The sequence below is a fragment of the Glycomyces algeriensis genome, from assembly GCF_027622855.1.
GTDB classification, from domain to species: Bacteria; Actinomycetota; Actinomycetes; order Mycobacteriales; family Micromonosporaceae; genus Glycomyces; species Glycomyces algeriensis.
This window is the reverse complement of sequence record NZ_JAPZVR010000003.1, coordinates 56466-74584: the sequence shown is the minus strand read 5'-3', so window position 1 is coordinate 74584 and position 18119 is coordinate 56466. Positions and strand designations below refer to the sequence as shown.

The window sequence follows — 18119 nt, the reverse complement described above, 5'->3', positions numbered from 1 at the left end:
GGTCGGCCGGGACATGCCCGGCCGCCGCTATGAGACGGGAAACGAACATGGGACCGGCACTCCCCAAGAGGCGCCTGCGCGCCGCGATCGCCGCGTTGGCGGTGGGCGTGGTCGGCGCGGCCGCCACGGCCTTCACAGTGGTGACGGCCGAGGCCGCCACCACCGGCTGCGAGGTCGACTACCAGGTCACGGCCGCGTGGCCCGGCGGCTTCAACGCCAATGTGGACATCACGAACCTCGGCGACACCGCGGTCGACCCGTGGAGGCTCGAATGGGACTTCCCCGGCACGCAGCAGGTCGCCAACGCCTGGAACACCACTGCGACCCAGTCGGGCCGGCACGTCACCGCCGGGGGCGTGGAATACAACAAGCGGATCGCCGCGGGCTCGACCGCGAGCTTCGGCTTCTCGGGCACGTTCACCAGTACGAACGCAGTCCCTGAAACGTTCAAACTCAACGGGGTCGCGTGCACCGGCGACACCGGCCCCTCGCCCACGAACCCGCCCACGAACGTGACCGCCTCGCCCACCGCAGTGCCCACGGGCGGCCCCGGTCAGGACGAGTGGAACCCGCCCTCGAACCTGGTCCAGCCGCTCAACGAAGTCTGGTCGCATGTGGAGGACACCTACAACCTGAACTTCCGCAACTTCGGCTGGGACCAGGTGATGGCCACCGGCGGCACGATCAACTACTGCGTCCGCTGGGACTCGCAGAACGCCGTGACGGCGCAGACCCGCGACGCGATCGAGGCGAAGCTCCAGCAGCAGTACGACCTCTGGTTCGCGCCGATGAAGGGCTGGAGCGAGTGGCCGTTCGACCGGATCGACGTGAACGTCGTCGGCTGGGCCGCTTACGACCGCGCCGACCTCCAGTGGAGCGACAGCTCCGTCGACGTCTACATCGGGGACATCCGCGAGGACGCGCCGCAGTGCTCCGAGGACTGCGGGCGGTTCTTCCACCAGGACGGCAATTACTCCCGCTGCCCGGGCGGCGCTGCGCACCACTACGACCAGAGCCTGTGGCTGACGCAGGGCATGGGCGGCGGCGCGGGCGGCGACTGGGGCCAGCGCATGGGCCAGGAGTACTTCGTCAACTCGCTGAACTCCAGCCAGATCACGATCTACCTGCACGAGCTCGGCCACACCTTCGGCCTCGACGATTTCTACGACTGGTCGCCGACGGGCCAGTGCTGCTTCATCATGAAGGCCGGCTCCTCCTCGACGATCACCACGTTCGACCAGTGGATGCTGCGCGACTGGTGGCGCCACCTCAAGAGCCGCTACGGCTACTAGCGCTCAATGACGGCGGCGGGCCGACGGCCCGCCGCCGTCCGCGTGCCCTCGAAGCTCCGAAAGGCGGACACGGTTGGTCGGCAAGAGCCGATAGCGTTTAGCATTGTCGAACGAGGCACTGCCGAGCGCGGCATTGCCGATCCGGCCCGGCCGGATGCGGACGACGGAGGAACGGGGGCGCTCGGATGGCCAAGAACATCCAGTCGCTGGAGCGGGCGGCGGCCATGCTGCGGCTGCTCGCGGGCGGCGAGCGGCGCCTCGGCCTGTCCGACATCGCCTCCTCGCTCGGCCTGGCGAAGGCCACGGCCCACGGCATACTGCGGACCCTCCAGCACGAGGGCTTCGTCGAGCAGGACCCCGGCTCGGGCCGGTACCAGCTCGGCGCCGAGCTGCTGCGCCTGGGCACGACCTACCTCGACGTGCACGAGCTGCGGGCCCGCGCCCTGGTGTGGACGGACGACCTGGCGCGCTCCTCGGGCGAGGCGGTGTACCTCGGGGTGCTGCACCAGCACGGCGTGCTCATCGTCCACCACGTGTTCCGCCCCGACGACAGCCGCCAGGTGCTCGAGGTGGGCGCGATGCAGCCGCTGCACTCCACGGCCCTCGGCAAGGTCCTCGCGGCGACGGACCCGGTGGCGCACGCGGAGCTGGTGGACGCCAAGCGCGAGCCGTTCACGGCCCGCACGGTCACCGAGCTCGACGAGATCGAGCGGACGCTGGACCTGACGCGCGCCCAGGGGTACGCCACGGACAACGAGGAGACCCTCGAAGGGGTGGCCGCGGTGGCCGCCCCGATCTACGACCGGCGTCGCCTCGCGGTCGGCGCGGTCGGCATTACCGGCGCCGTCGAGCGGGTCTGCCGCGACGGCGAGCTGCGTCCGGAGCTCATCGCCGCCGTGCGCGACACGGCCCGCTCCGTCTCACGCGATCTCGGGGCCAAGCCCTTTTAGGGCCTGTTCTGTGGATCAGACCGGTCGTTACCCGGCCCATTCGCCCGCTCGCTGCGTTGTCGGGGTTTTCGAAGACCCCTCCGCGGTCTCGGCGAAACTCGCGAGCCGTCAATTGGCACTGCGACCGAACGAATGGACTCGGATGCCGCCGCTCCCTGATCCGCAGAACAGCCCCTAACCTTTCGTCCGATTCCGCCACATTCGCACGCCCTTCGTGTGACCCTGGTATGCCTGTCTTGCAGGCGTTTCTAGTGGTTCATGAATGGAGATGTGATGGCCGTCACATAAGACTTGACGCACCGGTACGGAAGGAGAACACTTTCGTACATCGGTCGGCATTGTCGAACGCCTAACGGCTTCGGGGTTCGCTCTGCCTTCCGTGTCGAACAAGCCCTTCCAACGAGGTCGAAGCCCCCGGTGACGGCCTCGGACGCAGACAAAGGAGTCGGTGTGTCCAACTCAGACATCATCCTCGGCGAGGTCCTCGGCACCGCGGTGCTGATCCTCCTCGGCGCGGGCGTGTGCGCCGCCGTCACGCTCAAGAAGTCCAAGGCCCAGAACGCGGGCTGGCTCGCCATCGCCTTCGGGTGGGGCTTCGCGGTCCTGACCGCCGCCTACATCTCGGCCGGCATCTCGGGCGCCCACCTCAACCCGGCCGTCACCCTCGGCCTCGCCGTCCAGGGCAACGTCCCGTGGGACCAGGTCCCGCTCTACATCGCCTCCCAGATGGTCGGCGCCCTCCTCGGCGCGATCCTCGCCTGGGCCGCCTACTACGGCCAGTTCCAGGCCCACATGGCCGACGTCGCCAACCAGCCCGAAGCCGTCGAAGGCCCCGAGGACGCCAAGGCCGGCCCGGTGCTCGGCATCTTCTCGACCGGCCCCGAGGTCCGCAACGCCGCCCAGAACCTCGTCACCGAGATCATCGCGACCTTCGTGCTCGTCTTCGCGATCCTCACCCAGGGCCTCAACGACGCGGGCAACGGCCTCGGCACGCTCGGCGTGCTCATCACCGCGCTCGTCGTCGTCAGCATCGGCCTCTCGCTCGGCGGTCCCACCGGCTACGCCATCAACCCCGCCCGCGACCTCGGCCCGCGCATCGCCCACGCGATCCTGCCCATCAAGGGCAAGGGCCGCTCCGACTGGGGCTACGCCTGGATCCCCGTCGTCGGCCCGGTCGTCGGCGGCGTCCTCGCCGGACTCCTCTACAACGTTGCCCTCGGGTAGCGATGAGGACACAATCGACGTATCCGTCGCCGACTCCCACCACGACAACGACGTTCTGGAGCGAACCATGACCGACACGCACACCGGCCCGTTCATCGCGGCCATCGACCAGGGCACCACCTCCTCGCGGTGCATCATCTTCGACCGCGACGGCCGCATCGTCGCCGTCGACCAGAAGGAGCACCAGCAGATCTTCCCCAAGCCCGGCTGGGTCGAGCACGACGCCGCCGAGATCTGGAAGAACGTGCAGGACGTCGTGGCCGGGGCCATGGTCAAGGCCGGCGCCTCCCGCGAGGACATCCTCTCCATCGGCATCACCAACCAGCGCGAGACCACCATGCTGTGGGACAAGCGCACCGGCAAGCCCGTCCACAACGCCATCGTCTGGCAGGACACCCGCACCGACGTCCTCTGCAAGAAGCTCGGCGGGGACGCCGGCCAGGACCGCTGGCGACGCGAGACCGGCCTGCCGCTCGCCGCCTACTTCGCCGGCCCCAAGATCGCCTGGCTCCTCGACAACGTCGCCGGCCTGCGCGAGCGCGCCGAAGCCGGCGAACTCCTCTTCGGCACCATGGACTCCTGGGTCATCTGGAACCTCACGGGCGGCGTCAACGGCGGCGTGCACGTCACCGACGTCACCAACGCCTCCCGCACCCTCCTGATGAACCTCGACGACCTCAAGTGGAACGAGGAGATCGCGGCCGAGATGGGCGTGCCCATGCAGGTGCTCCCCGAGATCCGCTCCTCCTCCGAGGTCTACGGCCACGTCACCGGCGGCCCCCTCGGCGGGCTGCTCGCGGGCGTCCCGGTCGCCTCGGCCCTCGGCGACCAGCAGGCCGCCCTCTTCGGGCAGACCTGCTTCGGCGTCGGCGAGGCCAAGTCCACCTACGGCACCGGCACGTTCATGCTCATGAACACCGGCGAGAAGCTCATCCACTCCGAGTCCGGGCTGCTCACCACCGTCGGCTACCGCATCGGCGAGCAGGACGCGGTCTACGCCCTCGAAGGCTCGATCGCCGTCACCGGCTCGCTCGTCCAGTGGATGCGCGACCAGATGGGGCTCATCAAGACCGCCGCCGAGATCGAGACGCTCGCCATGAGCGTCGAGGACAACGGCGGCGCCTACTTCGTACCGGCGTTCTCCGGGCTCTTCGCCCCCTACTGGCGCTCCGACGCGCGCGGCGTCATCGCCGGGCTCACCCGGTACGTCACCAAGGCGCACATCGCCCGCGCGGTCCTGGAGGCCACCGCCTGGCAGACCCGCGAGATCTCCGACGCCATGGTCAAGGACTCCGGCGACGAGCTCGTGGCGCTCAAGGTCGACGGCGGCATGACCTCCAACAACCTCCTCATGCAGTTCCTCGCGGACGTGCTCGACGCACCCGTCGTGCGCCCCATGGTCGCCGAGACCACGTGCCTCGGCGCGGCCTACGCCGCGGGCCTCGCGGTCGGCTTCTGGGAGAACGTCGAAGACCTGCGCGCGAACTGGCGCCGCGCCGCCGAATGGACCCCCGACATGGACCCCGAGGTCCGCGACCGGGAATACAAGAACTGGCTCAAGGCCGTCGAGCGGACCATGGGCTGGATCGATGACTAGGCGCATCGACTTCAGCAAGACAGGCGAATAGAGGGAGCATCGCGATGACCACCTTGCAGCACGTCTCCGGACCGGAGGCGAACCCGACCGGCCCCATCCGCTTCAACCAGCAGGTGGGCCGCGCCGAAGCACGCGAGCAGTTGGGGAACGCCACCTTCGACCTGCTCGTCATCGGCGGCGGCATCCTGGGCATCTCCACCGCCTGGCACGCCGCCCAGTCGGGGCTGCGGGTGGCCCTCGTGGACGCCGGCGACTTCGCCGGCGCCACCTCCTCCGCCTCCTCCAAGCTCCTCCACGGCGGCCTGCGCTACCTGCAGACCGGCGCGGTGAAGCTGGTGGCGGAGAACCACTTCGAACGGCGCGCCGTCACCCGCCAGGTGGCGCCGCACCTCTCCCGCCCGCTCAAGTTCTACCTCCCCGTCTACAAGGGAGGGCCGCACGGCGCGGCCAAGCTCGGCGCGGGCGTCTTCGCCTACTCCGCGCTCTCCGGCTTCGGCGACGGCGTCGGCCACCTGCTCAGCCCCGCCAAGGCCCGCGCGGCCGTGCCGGAGCTGCGCGTCAAGGACCTCAAGGCCGTAGCCGTCTACGGCGACAGCCAGATGAACGACGCCCGCATGGCCCTCATGACCACCCGCGCGGCGGTCGAGGCCGGCGCGTCCGTCCTCAACTACGCCGAAGTCACCGGCCTGCGCTTCACCGACGGCCGCGTCTCCGGCGCCGACCTGCGCGACAAGGTCGACGGCACCGAGTTCGGCGTGAACGCCCACGTCGTCCTCAACGCCACCGGCCCGTGGGTCGACCACCTGCGCCGCATGGAGAACCCGGCCGCCGACCCGTCGATCCGGCTCTCCAAGGGCGCGCACCTGGTCCTCAAGCGCACCGCCGACTGGGGTGCCGCGCTGGCCACTCCCGTGGACAAGTACCGCATCACGTTCGCGCTGCCGTGGGAGGACATGCTCCTGCTCGGCACCACGGACGAGGTGTACGAGGGCGACCCGGGCCAGGTCTCGCCCACGAAGGCCGACTTCAAGCAGATCCTCGACGAGGCGAGCCTCTCGGTGCGCTCGGCGCAGCTGAAGCCCGAGCTCATCACGTACGCGTTCGCCGGACTCCGGGTCCTGCCGGGCGGGCCGGGCGCGACCTCGAAGGCCAAGCGGGAGACCGTGGTGACCGAGGGTCGCGGCGGGATGCTCTCGGTGGCGGGCGGCAAGTGGACCACGTTCCGCCACATCGGGCGGACCGTGATGAAGAAACTCGCGGCCCTGCCGGGCTACTCGCTCGGCGCGGAGATGGAGCCGATGGCGAACCTGCCGCACCGCCTGCCGCTGCCGGGCATCGCGAACCCGCACGCGGTGGCGCACCGGCTGCTCTCGGACGGCGGCGCGCCGCTGCCGAGCCTCGGCGAGGACACCGCGAAGCACCTTGCGACGCACTACGGTTCGCTCGCGTTCGACATCACCCGCCTGGCGGGGGAGCACCCGGAGCTCGCCGAGCGCGTCCACCCGGACGCGCCGGAGATCATGGCCCAGGTCGTCTACGCGCGCGACGTCGAATGGGCCGAGACCGCAGACGACGTCCTGCGCCGCCGCACCACCCTGATGATCCGCGGCCTCGACACCCCCGAGGTGCGGGCCAAGGTCCAGGGGCTGCTAGACCGCAAGTGATGAGGGAGCGGCGAGGCCGCCGCGCGGATTCGGTTCGCGCGGCGGCCTCGCCATTTTGCTGCAGCCCATCGCCTCTGCGCCACCAGACGCGAGCAGCGCGGCTGCGGTGACCGCGCTGGTAGCTGTCCTCGGGTCGAGCCGCTCACACGGCGCGCTCCATGCACACCAGCCGGTCCCGCTCCTCCCACGACGCGGCGGCGGAGAAACCGAGCCGCTCGTACAGGGCGATGGCGCCCGTCCGCCACTGCCACACCGACAGCCGCACCGTGCCGATCCCGCTCGCCGCCGCATGCGCGAGCGCGGCGCCCACCAGGCCGGACGCGATGCCGCGGCCCCGGAACACCGGGTCCGTCCACAGTCGCTTGACCTCTGCGCGGCCCTCGACCGGGGCGGTCAGCACCAGGCAGCCCACGGGGGTGTCGCCGCTCAGCGCCATCAGCACGACATCGGCGGCGAATGCCGCCCGCGGGTCGCGGATCTCCGCTCGGTAGCGGCCCGGCAATCCGTCCACATCGGTTACGGCTACGCCCTTCTCCGCCTCCGTCCGCAGGTGGTAGGAGGTCAGCAGCGCGGCCAAGCGCTCCACCGAAGGGTCATGACCCGGCCGGCGGACGAAGACGACTTCACGTCGACCGCTCATAGCGCCGAATCCTTTCCCGCAACGGACACCGAACGAGCCCGCCCTAGTCCCGGCCCGCGTCCGGGTGGATCGCCATGAACAGCGAGTACGGCAGCGCCCCCGGTCCCGGCTCCATCTCGGCGAGCTCGTCGAAGAGGAGTTTGAACCGGCGGCCGACCTCTTCGTACTGCTCCTCGTTGAGCCGCAGGCCGAGCCGTCCCGAGTTCACCTGCTTCGGGTCGGGGACCTGCGCGACCTCGGTGCGGAAGGCTTCGAGCATCGCCGTGGAGAGGTCCGACTTGAACTCCTCGCCGAGGCGCAGCGCCCACGACTTCCGGGTCGCCAGGTAGGGGATCTCCCGCGAGCCCCGCGCGCCGGTGCGCTCTTCTTGCGGCGTGAGGAACCCGGTGTCCACAAGCTTGCGAACGTGGTGCAGCACCGTCGCCGGGTTCGCGTCCAGACGCTGGGCGATCTCCTTGTTGGTGAGCGCGCGGTCGAGGCACAGCCGCAGGATCCGCAGCCGCACCGCGGAGGCCACCGCCTTGGCCTCGGCCTCCGAAGCGAGGGGCCGGTCGTCCTTGAAGCCTTCTGAGCTGCGCTTGTCTGACACCACCTCATCCTAGCGGGAAGAGTGATTGACTTTTCCCAACTGATTGGAAATACTCAATCGCATGATCTCCATCGGCGCCCCCGCCCCCGACGCCCCCGCGAAACGCGACCGACTGGGGCTCCTGCGCGAACCCGACTTCCGCGGCCTCTTCCTCTCGACCACCGTGGCGCAGTTCGGCTACCAGATCACCACCCTGGCCCTGCCCCTCGCCGCGGTCATCGCGCTCGACGCCGGCGAGTTCCAGGTCGGCCTGCTCTCCTCGATGACGATGGCCGCGTTCCTGCTCATCGGCCTCCCCGCCGGCGCCTGGGTCGACCGCATGCGCCGCCGCCGCGTCCTCATCGTCAGCGACGTCGTGCGCGCCGCCGTACTCATGACCGTGCCGATCGCCTGGTGGGCCGACGTGCTCACCATCTGGCAGCTCTACGCCGTCGCGTTCGTCATCGGGGTCTTCACCGTCTTCTTCGACGTCTCGTACCAGAGCTACCTGCCGCACCTCGTCGGCCGCGACCGCCTCGTCGAGGGGAACGCGAAACTCGAAGTCGTCCGCTCGACCGCCCAGCTCGGCGGCCCGGTGCTCGCGGGTCAGCTCATCGGCTGGCTCACCGCGCCCGTGGCCCTCGCGTTCGACGCCGTCGCGATGGGCGCCTCCGCGCTCTTCCTCGTCCGCATCCGCCGCCGCGAGGCCAAACCGCGAGTCGCCCACGACGCCCGGATCGCGACGGAGATCAAAGAGGGCCTGAGCTTCGTCTTCCGCAACCGCATCCTGGCGTCCATCGTGGCCGCGACCAGCTGGTGGAACCTCTGGATGGGCGCGTACATGGCGATGGTCATCGTGTTCCTGCCGCGCGACATGGGCATGACGCCCGGCGAGATCGGCCTGCTGTTCGCCGTCTTCGGCATCGGCGGCCTCGTCGGCGCGTTCGCGACCGGCCCCGTGACGGCCCGGCTCGGCGAAGGCCGGGCCATCTGGATCTCGACCCTCGTCACCTCACCGGGCCTGCTCCTGCTGCCCGCCGCCGAGCCCGGCTGGCGGATCTGGATCGCCGCGGCAGGCATGGGCCTGGTCGGCGTCGGCTCGGTCGTGTACAACGTCAACCAGGTGAGCTTCCGCCAGCGCCTCACCCCCGACCGGCTGCTCGGCCGCATGAACGCCACGGTGCGCTTCCTCGCCTGGGGGCTCAGCGCGGTCGGCGCGCTCATCGGCGGGGTCCTCGGCGAGTTCGCCGGTGCGCGGGAGACGCTCTGGATCGGCGCGATCGGCGTCTGCCTGGCCTTCCTGCCGGTCTTCTTCTCGCCCTTGCGGAACCTGCGCGAACTCCCGAAGCCGGAGCCCGAACCGGAACCGGTCCGGGCTGCCTGACCCGGTCAGTTCTGCGCGTCGAAGCCGGGGGAGTAGACGTACCGTCCGCGGAGGTCCTCGCGCCAAGCGGCGAGCCTGCGGACCTGGAACGCGGACTCCCATGCGGGCTCCTGCGGTTCGATCCCGTACCGCGAGGCTGGTTCGAACCCGAAGCGGCCGTAGTAGTTCGGGTCGCCCAGGAGCATGATCATCGGTTCGTCCATCGCGTCCGCGGCGCCGATCGAGGCGTGCATGAGGGCCGATCCGATCCCCTTGCCGTGCAGGGGCGGTTCGACGCCGATCGGGCCGAGGCCGAGGACCCGGGTCACGCCGAGCCGCCCGTACGAGCAGACGGCGTGACCGACCGGTTTCCCGTCGACCTCGGCCACGAAGGACAGCTGCGGCACCCAGTCCTCGCCGGCGCGCAGCGCGTCCACGATCGCGGCCTCCGTTCCGGAGGAGTAGGGGCGGCCGGCGAAGGCCGCGTCGTGGAGGGCGTGGATGAGGGGCGCGTCGCCCTCGGTCTCGCGTCGAATCAGGGTCACGGGCCGAGTATTGCAGCCCGTGCCTACGCCTGCAACGGATTTGGGCAGGTCAGGGACGGCGCGCGACCTGGAGCTGGAGCACCCCTGCGACGATCACCAGTGCAGCGGTGGCGTAGTGGATGCCGAACGCGGCGGCGGGGTTGCCGCCGTGCAGGAGGATGAGCGTGCCGTCGCCGAGCGGGATGAGGGCCTCGCACAGCAGGACCCAGCCGAGCGCCGCGCGCTGCCGGAGGGCCAGGAGTGTCAGCGGGATGATGCCGGTGACGATGTCGCGTACGCCTTTGACAGTGAGGAAGTCGGCTTCGATGCCGGTGGGCCACACCGAGAATCCGAAGCCCGAGGCGGTGGCCTCGGGTGCGACGAGGTACGAGACGCCGACGTACGCGATGCCGAGGGCGACGATGAAGGTGAGGACGTTGGCGGTGATGCGACGGGCCATGGGGAAAGCTCCTTAACGAGGGTAGAAAATCTAGCGTTGCTAGGTTCTGGCAGAACAGTAGCATGCGTTCGCTCGAAGATCTAGCGCCGCTAGGGGTTTTGGATCGGTGGGCTAGCTCACCGCTGCTGACCTCCGCTTTCGCCCGGGCTTGTCACGTTTCCCATGCCGTGCGGGTCAGTAGAGTGGTGGCCCGAGCGGAGGTTGGGATGAACGAGGGCGTCGATTTCGAGCAGGTGCAGCGCTTCGAGGAGCATCGCGATCATGTGCGGGCCGTGGCGTTCCGCATGCTCGGCAGCACGGGTGAGGCCGACGATGCGGTGCAGGAGGCGTGGATGCGCTTCGCCCGCACCGACACCGCCGACGTCGAGAACCTGCGCGGCTGGCTCACCACGGTGGTCTCGCGGATCTGCCTGAACCTGCTGCGCTCGCGGCGCCACCGCCAGGAGGACGCCTTGGACGGCGACCTCCCGCTGGCCGCGGGACCGGGCGCGGGCGGCGACCCCGAACTGGACGCGGTCATGGCCGACTCGGTCGGCCTCGCACTCCAGGTGGTCCTCGATGCGCTCGGCCCGGCCGAGCGCGTGGCGTTCGTGCTGCACGACCTGTTCGGCGTGCCCTTCGACCGCATCGCCCCGGTGCTCGACCGCACCACGGAGGCGACGCGCCAGCTCGCGAGCCGCGCCCGCCGGCGCGTTCGGGAGGGTCGGGCGCGCGCCGAGGCCGATCGCGATGCGCGGCAGCGGAAGTCGGTGGTCGAGGCGTTCCTGGCCGCCGCCCATGAGGGCCGCTTCGAGGACCTGCTCGCCGTGCTCGACCCGAACATCCTGGTGGTCGCGGACGCGGAGGCCGTCGCGACCGGTTTCGCCGGGCGCGAGGTCATCGGCGCGTCCGCGGTGGCCGCGATCTTCAACGGCCAGGCGAAGGACGCGGTCACCGTCCTGGTCGACGGCCTCGCCGGGGCGATGTGGGCTCCGGGCGGCGCGCCCCGGTCGGTCCTGTCGTTCGCCGTGGTCGACGGCCGAGTGGTGAGCATCGAGATCATGAACGCCCCCGACACGATCGCGGCCCTCGAACTGGCGGCGTTCGAGGACTGACGGCGATCGGCACGAAGCCTCGGACCGATTGCGGCCGTTGCATTCGAGGCCCGACGGAGTTCGGCGGGCAAGGCTAAAGCCGAAGGCGCCCGGGAAGCGGTCCCCTGATACAACGATCGCCGAGCGGTACGACCATCCAGGCGGCCTGCGGACGAGCGGAAGCCGGTGGCCCCGCTCAAAGAGCTCGACCACCGGCCTCCTGCTGCCGTCCTTTTACTACTGCTCGATGAGGACCTTCACGTCCCACGGCCCGAGGGGCAGCGACGCGCCCGCCTCGTACGCGGTGTCGTCGATCGCGTCGGTCGCCGCCGCGGGGAGCGGGAAGCCGACCTCGTCCCACGACCAGTTGTGCACGAACCGCACGGTGCGGCCGTCACCGGTGACGCCGCTGGTCACGGTCAGGCTCGGGTGCTCGGGCCGCCACGCGCCCGCGGGGACGATCCACTGGAACAGCGACTTCCCGAAGGCGGCGTTGGGGATCGCGCCCACGTAAGTGACCCGGCCTTCGCCATGCGCCCTCGTCGCCGCCGCGGCGAACCGGCCGTAGTGCGGGTGCACGTACTCGGCGAGGGTCTCGGCGCCTTCCACGTAGAGGCCATCGGCCCACTTCACCGCCGCCGCACCGGCTTCCAGCTCCAAGGGCGAACCCTTCGGGGCCTGCACGGCCACTTCGCCGGTGAGGTTCGCGAACTCCTCGTACCAGACTCCGGCGGCGTCGCGGAGCCTCGCGGGCTGCACCTCCTGGCGCGCCCGCGCCTCCTCGTCGGCGTAGCCCGTGCGCGGGCCCACCAGGAGGTGGCCGCCCGCCGCCGCGTAGGCGGTGAGCCAGTCGAGCATGTCGTCGTCCTCGGCGTACAGGCCCGCGGCCACCAGGACCGGGTACTCGGCCACCGCCTCCTCGGGCGAGCCCAGCTGACTCGTGTGGACGATCCGCGCCTGGAGCCCGGCATCGAACGCGCCCCGGTAGAACGGGCCGTGGATGACCTCGAACGAGCGGTGCTCGGGGCCGCCCTCGTCGTTCTGGATCTGCGGCTCGGCCGCCAGCGCCCATTCGCTGCGCTTGGAGTACAGGACCGCCACGTCGGCGCCCGGCACCATGCCCTGCAGGGCCCCGCCGGTCTTGCGCAGCTCCTTGCCGAGCCGCGCCAGCTCGCGGTAGGTCCGCCCGGGCCTGCCGCTGTGGGGGAGGACCCCGCCCCAGTACGTCTCTGCTCCGAAGTGGAGGGTCTGCCACTGCCAGTACTCGATCATGGCCGCGCCGCGCGCGACCAGCGCCCAGGCGGCCTGGCGCCACTGCCCGTCGTAGGCCGGCTCGTTCCACCACGGCATGCCGATGGCCTGCGCGTTGGTCTCGGTGACCAGGTACGGCGCCTGCTTCGAGGCGTACATGCGGTCGGCGGAGTGGTAGAGCGCCCAGGCGCCCTTGGTGTTCCAGTCGATGGCGCTGCTGCCGCCCTTGGCGGGCATCTCGAGGCCGTCCTGCATCGCGTAGTACGGGTTGCCGGCGGTGACGTCGAGGCCCTCGGTGAGCGAGGTGTCGTCGATGCCCGGGCGCGAGTAGGAGATGCACGTGGTGACGAACTGGTCCTCGCGCGCGTACTCGCGGGCGATGTCCGCCTGCCACCCGATGAACTCGGTGGTGAGGTCGGCCTGGAACCTGCGCCACGCGAGCTTGTACTGCGGCTGGGCGTTCCCGTCCGGGCGCCACAGGTCGGCCCAGGTGGTGAGGCGGTGGGACCAGTAGACCAGGCCCCATTCGCGGTTGAGGGTCTCCACGTCGCCGTACTGGTGGCGCAGGCGGTCGACGAACTGCTGGAAGACGCCCTCGTTGTGGAAGATCCGGAGGCCGGGCTCGTTGTCGACCTGGTAGCCGATGACGGCCGGGTGGTCGGCGTAGCGGGCGAGGATCTTGCGGCTGACCCGCTCGGCGTGGAACTTGAACGCGGCGTGGGTGTAGTCGACCTCCTGGCGCTCGCCCCATCCGATGCGCTGGCCCGTGCGGTGCTCACCGGCGATCTCGGGGTAGAGGCGCACGAGCCACGGCGGGACGGCGTACGTGGGGGTGCCGAGGATGACGGCGATGCCGCGCTCGTGAGCGCCGTCGAGCACCGGCTGGAGCCAGTCGAGCTCGAACCGCCCGTTCTCGGGCTCCCACGTGCTCCATACGGATTCGCCGACGCGGATCACGGAGAACCCGGCTTCGGCCATGAGGTCGAGGTCGTGGATGAGCCGCGCGCGGGCGGCCTCGGTCTCGAACCCTTCGGCGGCGTCGGGCTGGTACTCGAAGTAGTAAGCGGCCCCGAAGAGGATCGGGTTCGGCCAGTTGCTCATCTCGGCTCCTTATGACTACGTAGTCAGTCGTACCGTACGCAGCCTCGGGACCGTATGTCAAGCCCTATTCCGCCCGCGGGGATTCAGCGCGCAGCGCGCCAATGCGAGGAGCGCGACAGTGCGGCAATGCGAACAGTCGCTCGCAGTGCGGGCACTGCGAAGCGCCGCGCGCAGCTCAGGGAACGCGAAGAGCCGCCCGCGAACGCGGACGGCTCCTGCGGCCAGTGCTCCTAGTACTCGACGCCCAACGCCCGGCCCGACTCCTCGGCATCGATCGGCGACTCCACCGGCTCCTCTTCGGCCAGCTCCGACAACCTGATCGGCGACGCGATCGGCCGCTTCGCGAACCCGGTCCCGTCGACATCCGCCAGCTCGGCCACGTTCCGGCCGCACACCCGGCCCTGGCACAGGCCCAGCCCGGCCCCGCTCACGAGCTTGAGCGAGCGCGCCGCGCCCACGTCCCGCTCGTCGACGGCGCGGTAGAGCGCCGCCCTCGTGACCTCTTCGCACCGGCACACGATCGTGTCGTCGCGCAGCCAGCCCTGCCAGCCCGGCCGCACCGGGTACGCCGCGTTCAACGCCTCGGCGAACCGCCGGCCCGACCGCACCCGCGCCATCGCCCGCAGCGGCGGCTCGACCGCCGCGCCCACGAACTTCGCCGCCGCCGCACCCGCGACCGCGCCCTCGGACGCCGCCAGATCCGCCCCGCCGATGCCCGTCAGCTCCCCGGCCGCGAACACGCCCGGAGCCGAAGTCCCTTGCGCCGCGTCCACGACGACGAACCCGTCCTCGACCCGGCACCGCGCCGCCAGCGCGAGCTCCAACTGCGGCGTGAACCCGAACCCGACCGCCACCGCGTCCGCCTCGACCCGCCGCTCCGAACCCGGCACCGGATTCCACAGGGCGTCGAGCCGCGCCACGGTCACCGACTCCACGCACTCGCTGCCGTGCGCCTCGACCACCGCGGTCCGCGACCGGTACGGCACCCGGTGCCGCGCCAGCATCCCCGCGTACCGCGCCAGCTCACCCGATTTCGACCATCCCGCGAGCGCCCCCGCGGGCTTCGACAGCCACCCGGTCACCGCGGCGTTCGCCTCCGCGACCTCCACGACCCGCGCGCCCGCGCCGATCAGCGAGGCCGCCACCGGCAGCAGGAACGGCCCGGTCCCGCCGACCACGACCCGGTCGCCGACCGCCACGCCCTGGCCCTTCGCGAGCGCCTGCGCCGCACCGGCGGTGAACACCCCCGGCAGGTCCCAGCCCGGGAACGGCAGCGCCCGGTCGTACGCGCCGGTGGCGAGCACGAGCGCCCGCGCCTCCACGGCCCGGCCGCGCCGGTCCAGGCCGTCGGCCGGACCCACCCGCAGGTGCGCGCGGTGCCCGCCGTCGACCGGCTCGATCGCCCACACCGCCGCGTTCGCGACATGCTCCACGTTCGGCGGCAGTTCGTATCTGCGGCTCGCAAGTTTCACCGAGGGGGCGAACCGGTCGCCGGGCGCCAGCGCGTCCTGCCGGTGGTACTGCCCGCCGAGTTTCGCGCCCGCGTCGATCAGGACCACGTCGACCCCGTGCAGCGCAGCGGCACTCGCCGCCGCCATGCCCGCCGGGCCCGCGCCGATCACCACGATGCGCCTCATGACGGCAGCTCCGCCCCGGCCTGGGTGCGGATGTCGTCGCCGTCGGCGACCACCCGCTGGCACGCCCGCACATCGGGCACCCCGTTCACCTTCACCAGGCAGTCGAAGCACACCCCGATGCCGCAGAACAGTCCACGCGGCCGGCCTGCGCCCCGAGTGGTCCGCCACGAGCGGACGCCCTTCGCCAGCAGGACCCCCGCGACGGTCTGGCCCTCCTGGACCTCGACCTCTTCGCCGTCGAACCGCACTCTCACGTCCGCACCTCCGCGATCACCGCTGGTCTGTCCACTTTGAACCGCAGTGGGTCCACTTCCGATTCGCGCCCGCACATCAGGTCCGCGAGCAGCCGCCCGGTCGCCGGGGCAAGCCCGATCCCCGCGCCCTCGTGCCCGGACGCGTGCCACAGGCCCGGGAACCGCGGGTCCTCGCCGATCACCGGCAGGTGGTCGGGGGTGTACGGCCGGAACCCGCCGTACGTGCGCATCACCGGAACGCCCGCCAGGACCGGGAACAGCTTCACGGCACTGCGCGCCAACCGCCGCAGCACCTCCACCTGCAGGGCCTCGTCGAAACCGACGCGCTGGCGGCTCGAACCGATGAGCACGGTGCCCGTCGCGGTCGACTCGACGACTGCGGAGACCTGCAGGTCCACGTTCGAACTCGCCACGGCCGCGACATAGTCGGCGGCGTAGACCTTGCGGCCCACGACATGGGGGAGCGGGCCGGTCACCAGGACCATGCCCCGGCGCGGCAGCACTTCGATCGGCGCGCCCACGGCGACGCTGAAATGCCCCGCCCACGGCCCGCAGGCGTTCACGACCGCGTCGCACGCGATCGTCTCCCGGCCCACGTGCACGCCGGCGACCTTGCCCCAGGCGTCGAAGACCAGGCCGTGCGCCTCGGCCCCGCCGCGCACCTCGCCGCCGCGCGCGCGCACGGCCGCGAGCATCGCGGTCGCGGCGAGCACGGGCTGCAGCTGCGCGTCCCCGGGGTAGTGCACGGCACCGGCGACCTGCTCGGTCAGGTGCGGCTCCATCGCGCGGGCCTCGTCGGGGGTCAGCTCGACCGCCTCGACGCCGACTTCGCGCTGGGCTTCGGCGAGGATCGCGAGCGGCCCCACGGCGTCCTGGTCGGTGGCGACCACCAACCCGCCCTTGGGCTCCCATTCGACCCGCGCGGCCTCGTCCCCGAGCTCGGCGCGCAGCGCCTCGATCAGTTCGGGCCACAGGCGCCGCGACAGGACGGCCAGGTCCAGTTCCGGCCCGGGGGCCTTGTCGGACAGCAGCACATTGCCCTCGCCCCCGGCCGTAGTGCCCCCGGCGGGGGCGCCACGGTCGACCACGAGGACCCGCAGGCCCGAGGCACTGAGCGCCTCGGCGCACGCGGCACCGATGATTCCGGCCCCGATCACGACAACGTCAGCGGTCTCGATCCGACTCACCCGCCCCTCAGAACTCGCACGATCAGAGAGTATGCCCGCGTCTTACCCTGCCTACACGGTGGTCCAAGGACCGGCGCGGACCTCCCGCATCGTGGAAACCCGGCGGCCTCCCGCGCGCGTTCCCCCTACCCTTTCGGGCAGCGACGACGAAGGACTGGAGCCCATGGAACCCCTGCTCGAAGGCCCCGTGCTGCAAGGCGAGCGCGTGCGGCTCGAACCCCTCGCCCACCACCACGCTGCGGACCTCGCCGAGGCCGCCGAGGAGGGCCGCGACCGGTACGGGTTCACCTGGGTCCCGCGCGCCCACGAGGTCGGCGGGTACATCGACCAGCACCTCGAACGCAGCGCCCAGGGGACGCTCGCCCCGTACGCCCAGATCGACCTCGGCACCGGCCGCGCGGTCGGCGCGACCGCCTTCTGGGACCCGCGCTCGCTCCCCGGCCGCGGCCTCTACGCGGTCGAGGTCGGCTTCACCTGGCTCGCCGCCTCCGCTCAGGGCACCGGCCTCAACGCCGAGGCTAAGCTCCTGCTCTTCCGGCACGCCTTCACCGTGTTCGGCGTCGAGCGCGTCGACCTGAAGACCGACGCCCGCAACGCCCGCTCCCGCGCCGCCATCGAAGCCGCGGGCGCGCGGTTCGAAGGGGTGCTGCGCAACTGGTCCCGCTCCTGGGCGCCCGGCGAGGACGGCCTCCTGCGCGACTCCGCGATCTTCTCCATCACCCGCACGGAATGGCCCGAAGTCGAAGCGGCCCTGGAGAAGCGGGTCGCCCGCCTCGGCGAGGAAGACGCGTGAGCGCCTTTGCGGCTCAGCGGCGATATCGTTGCGACCATGCTCGTGAACGGACCGCCCCCGCACCCTGAGCCCGGTTCCGGCCCGGTGTGGCCTTCGCGGCTGGGACTGGCCCTCGTCATGACCGTGTCGCAGATGGTGGCGGCGACCGCCGTGTTCGCGCTGTCCTGGATTCCGGCCCTGAACATCGCCTCCGAGGGCCTCGACGACCGGTCCGGTTCTGAGTACCTGATCTACGGCGCCGTCGCCGCCCTGATCATGGCGGCCATCGTCGGTCTGGCTACGGCCGTGCGTATGCGCATGCCCATGTTCGGTCTCTACGCTCTGCCGGTGCCGCTGGCGGTCCTCGTCCTGTGGCAGCTCCAGTCCCACCCGGACGCCCCGTGGTTCGGCCTGCTCGTCTGTCTCGCAGGCAACTCCGTGATCGCCCTCGCCACGACCGGCCTTCCGCACCGCCCGCGAAAGCCGCGCCGCAGCGACCGCGGCATCCCCTCCTGACCCCGCGGCCGAGCGATGGCGATGGGACGGGCCCGACCGGGCCCGC

17 protein-coding genes are annotated in these 18119 nt (G+C 71.2%); 9 read left to right on the top strand and 8 right to left on the bottom strand.

The window, feature by feature from the left end; all coding sequences use genetic code 11:
* Window positions 1-47: 47 nt before the first annotated feature.
* From O2L52_RS06585 to O2L52_RS06565, 5 genes are all read left to right on the top strand, one after another.
* Window positions 48-1292: a cellulose-binding domain-containing protein gene (locus O2L52_RS06585; RefSeq protein ID WP_270114552.1), complete on the top strand. Its 1245-nt coding sequence runs from the start codon at window positions 48-50 to the stop codon at window positions 1290-1292.
* A 185-nt stretch (window positions 1293-1477) separates the two neighbouring features.
* On the top strand, window positions 1478-2242 hold the full coding sequence (locus O2L52_RS06580) for an IclR family transcriptional regulator (RefSeq protein WP_270114551.1): 765 nt from the start codon (window positions 1478-1480) through the stop codon (window positions 2240-2242).
* 450 nt (window positions 2243-2692) lie between these two features.
* Window positions 2693-3466, top strand: coding sequence for an MIP/aquaporin family protein (locus O2L52_RS06575; protein WP_270114550.1), 774 nt, complete (start codon window positions 2693-2695; stop codon window positions 3464-3466).
* A gap of 67 nt (window positions 3467-3533) precedes the next feature.
* Window positions 3534-5063, top strand: coding sequence for a glycerol kinase GlpK (gene glpK / locus O2L52_RS06570; protein WP_270114549.1), 1530 nt, complete (start codon window positions 3534-3536; stop codon window positions 5061-5063).
* Window positions 5064-5107: 44 nt separating this feature from the next.
* Window positions 5108-6727: a glycerol-3-phosphate dehydrogenase/oxidase gene (locus O2L52_RS06565; RefSeq protein WP_270114547.1), complete on the top strand. Its 1620-nt coding sequence runs from the start codon at window positions 5108-5110 to the stop codon at window positions 6725-6727.
* Window positions 6728-6869: 142 nt separating this feature from the next.
* Here the strand turns inward: O2L52_RS06565 and O2L52_RS06560 are convergent, their stop codons facing one another.
* Entirely contained in the window at window positions 6870-7367 is a 498-nt protein-coding gene (locus O2L52_RS06560) for a GNAT family N-acetyltransferase (RefSeq protein ID WP_270114545.1), read from the bottom strand.
* 43 nt (window positions 7368-7410) lie between these two features.
* Window positions 7411-7956 carry an ArsR/SmtB family transcription factor gene (locus O2L52_RS06555; protein ID WP_270114543.1) on the bottom strand — a complete coding sequence of 182 codons (546 nt, stop codon included), beginning with the start codon at window positions 7954-7956 and terminating at the stop codon, window positions 7411-7413.
* 61 nt (window positions 7957-8017) lie between these two features.
* Here O2L52_RS06555 and O2L52_RS06550 point away from each other — a divergent pair, with 61 nt between their 5' ends.
* On the top strand, window positions 8018-9319 hold the full coding sequence (locus tag O2L52_RS06550; protein WP_270114542.1) for an MFS transporter: 1302 nt from the start codon (window positions 8018-8020) through the stop codon (window positions 9317-9319).
* Between the two features lie 5 nt (window positions 9320-9324).
* Here O2L52_RS06550 and O2L52_RS06545 read toward each other — a convergent pair whose 3' ends face one another.
* Both O2L52_RS06545 and O2L52_RS06540 read right to left on the bottom strand, forming a co-directional pair.
* Window positions 9325-9843: a GNAT family N-acetyltransferase gene (locus tag O2L52_RS06545; protein WP_270114541.1), complete on the bottom strand. Its 519-nt coding sequence runs from the start codon at window positions 9841-9843 to the stop codon at window positions 9325-9327.
* Window positions 9844-9892: 49 nt separating this feature from the next.
* On the bottom strand, window positions 9893-10282 hold the full coding sequence (locus O2L52_RS06540) for a DUF4267 domain-containing protein (protein WP_270114540.1): 390 nt from the start codon (window positions 10280-10282) through the stop codon (window positions 9893-9895).
* 206 nt (window positions 10283-10488) lie between these two features.
* On the opposite strand from O2L52_RS06540, the gene O2L52_RS06535 reads away from it, so the two are divergent.
* Window positions 10489-11376, top strand: coding sequence for a sigma-70 family RNA polymerase sigma factor (locus tag O2L52_RS06535; protein WP_270114539.1), 888 nt, complete (start codon window positions 10489-10491; stop codon window positions 11374-11376).
* Between the two features lie 216 nt (window positions 11377-11592).
* On the opposite strand, the gene O2L52_RS06530 is transcribed toward O2L52_RS06535, so the two are convergent.
* The 4 genes from O2L52_RS06530 to O2L52_RS06515 all read right to left on the bottom strand — a co-directional run bounded on the left by O2L52_RS06530 (window position 11593) and on the right by O2L52_RS06515 (window position 16776).
* The gene (locus O2L52_RS06530) at window positions 11593-13707 is read right to left on the bottom strand and encodes a beta-galactosidase (RefSeq protein WP_270114537.1); all 2115 of its coding nucleotides are present in this window, start codon (window positions 13705-13707) and stop codon (window positions 11593-11595) included.
* A 230-nt stretch (window positions 13708-13937) separates the two neighbouring features.
* A complete protein-coding gene (locus O2L52_RS06525; RefSeq protein ID WP_270114536.1) occupies window positions 13938-15344 on the bottom strand; it encodes an NAD(P)/FAD-dependent oxidoreductase in 1407 nt (468 codons plus the stop codon).
* Window positions 15341-15598 (bottom strand): (2Fe-2S)-binding protein, encoded by a 258-nt coding sequence (locus O2L52_RS06520; RefSeq protein WP_270114535.1) that lies wholly within the window; start codon window positions 15596-15598, stop codon window positions 15341-15343. Before O2L52_RS06520 ends, O2L52_RS06525 begins: the two co-directional genes overlap by 4 nt.
* Complete coding sequence (locus tag O2L52_RS06515; RefSeq protein ID WP_344473095.1) at window positions 15595-16776, bottom strand: NAD(P)/FAD-dependent oxidoreductase; 1182 nt, start codon at window positions 16774-16776, stop codon at window positions 15595-15597. The genes O2L52_RS06520 and O2L52_RS06515 overlap by 4 nt, the downstream gene beginning before the upstream one ends.
* Window positions 16777-16948: 172 nt before the next feature.
* Between O2L52_RS06515 and O2L52_RS06510 the strand changes: the two genes are divergently transcribed.
* Together O2L52_RS06510 and O2L52_RS06505 are read left to right on the top strand one after the other, a co-directional pair.
* Complete coding sequence (locus tag O2L52_RS06510) at window positions 16949-17578, top strand: GNAT family N-acetyltransferase (RefSeq protein ID WP_270114533.1); 630 nt, start codon at window positions 16949-16951, stop codon at window positions 17576-17578.
* A 36-nt stretch (window positions 17579-17614) separates the two neighbouring features.
* Window positions 17615-18073, top strand: a complete 459-nt coding sequence (locus O2L52_RS06505; protein ID WP_270114532.1) for a hypothetical protein — start codon at window positions 17615-17617, stop codon at window positions 18071-18073.
* Window positions 18074-18119 lie beyond the last annotated feature (46 nt).

Coding starts and splice junctions, on each gene's coding strand:
- O2L52_RS06585 (WP_270114552.1), top strand. CDS start 48: ATGGGACCGGCACTCCCCAAGAGGCGCCTGCGCGCCGCGATCGCCGCG.
- O2L52_RS06580 (WP_270114551.1), top strand. CDS start 1,478: ATGGCCAAGAACATCCAGTCGCTGGAGCGGGCGGCGGCCATGCTGCGG.
- glpK (WP_270114549.1), top strand. CDS start 3,534: ATGACCGACACGCACACCGGCCCGTTCATCGCGGCCATCGACCAGGGC.
- O2L52_RS06565 (WP_270114547.1), top strand. CDS start 5,108: ATGACCACCTTGCAGCACGTCTCCGGACCGGAGGCGAACCCGACCGGC.
- O2L52_RS06560 (WP_270114545.1), bottom strand. CDS start 7,367: ATGAGCGGTCGACGTGAAGTCGTCTTCGTCCGCCGGCCGGGTCATGAC.
- O2L52_RS06550 (WP_270114542.1), top strand. CDS start 8,018: ATGATCTCCATCGGCGCCCCCGCCCCCGACGCCCCCGCGAAACGCGAC.
- O2L52_RS06540 (WP_270114540.1), bottom strand. CDS start 10,282: ATGGCCCGTCGCATCACCGCCAACGTCCTCACCTTCATCGTCGCCCTC.
- O2L52_RS06535 (WP_270114539.1), top strand. CDS start 10,489: ATGAACGAGGGCGTCGATTTCGAGCAGGTGCAGCGCTTCGAGGAGCAT.
- O2L52_RS06530 (WP_270114537.1), bottom strand. CDS start 13,707: ATGAGCAACTGGCCGAACCCGATCCTCTTCGGGGCCGCTTACTACTTC.
- O2L52_RS06525 (WP_270114536.1), bottom strand. CDS start 15,344: ATGAGGCGCATCGTGGTGATCGGCGCGGGCCCGGCGGGCATGGCGGCG.
- O2L52_RS06510 (WP_270114533.1), top strand. CDS start 16,949: ATGGAACCCCTGCTCGAAGGCCCCGTGCTGCAAGGCGAGCGCGTGCGG.
- O2L52_RS06505 (WP_270114532.1), top strand. CDS start 17,615: ATGCTCGTGAACGGACCGCCCCCGCACCCTGAGCCCGGTTCCGGCCCG.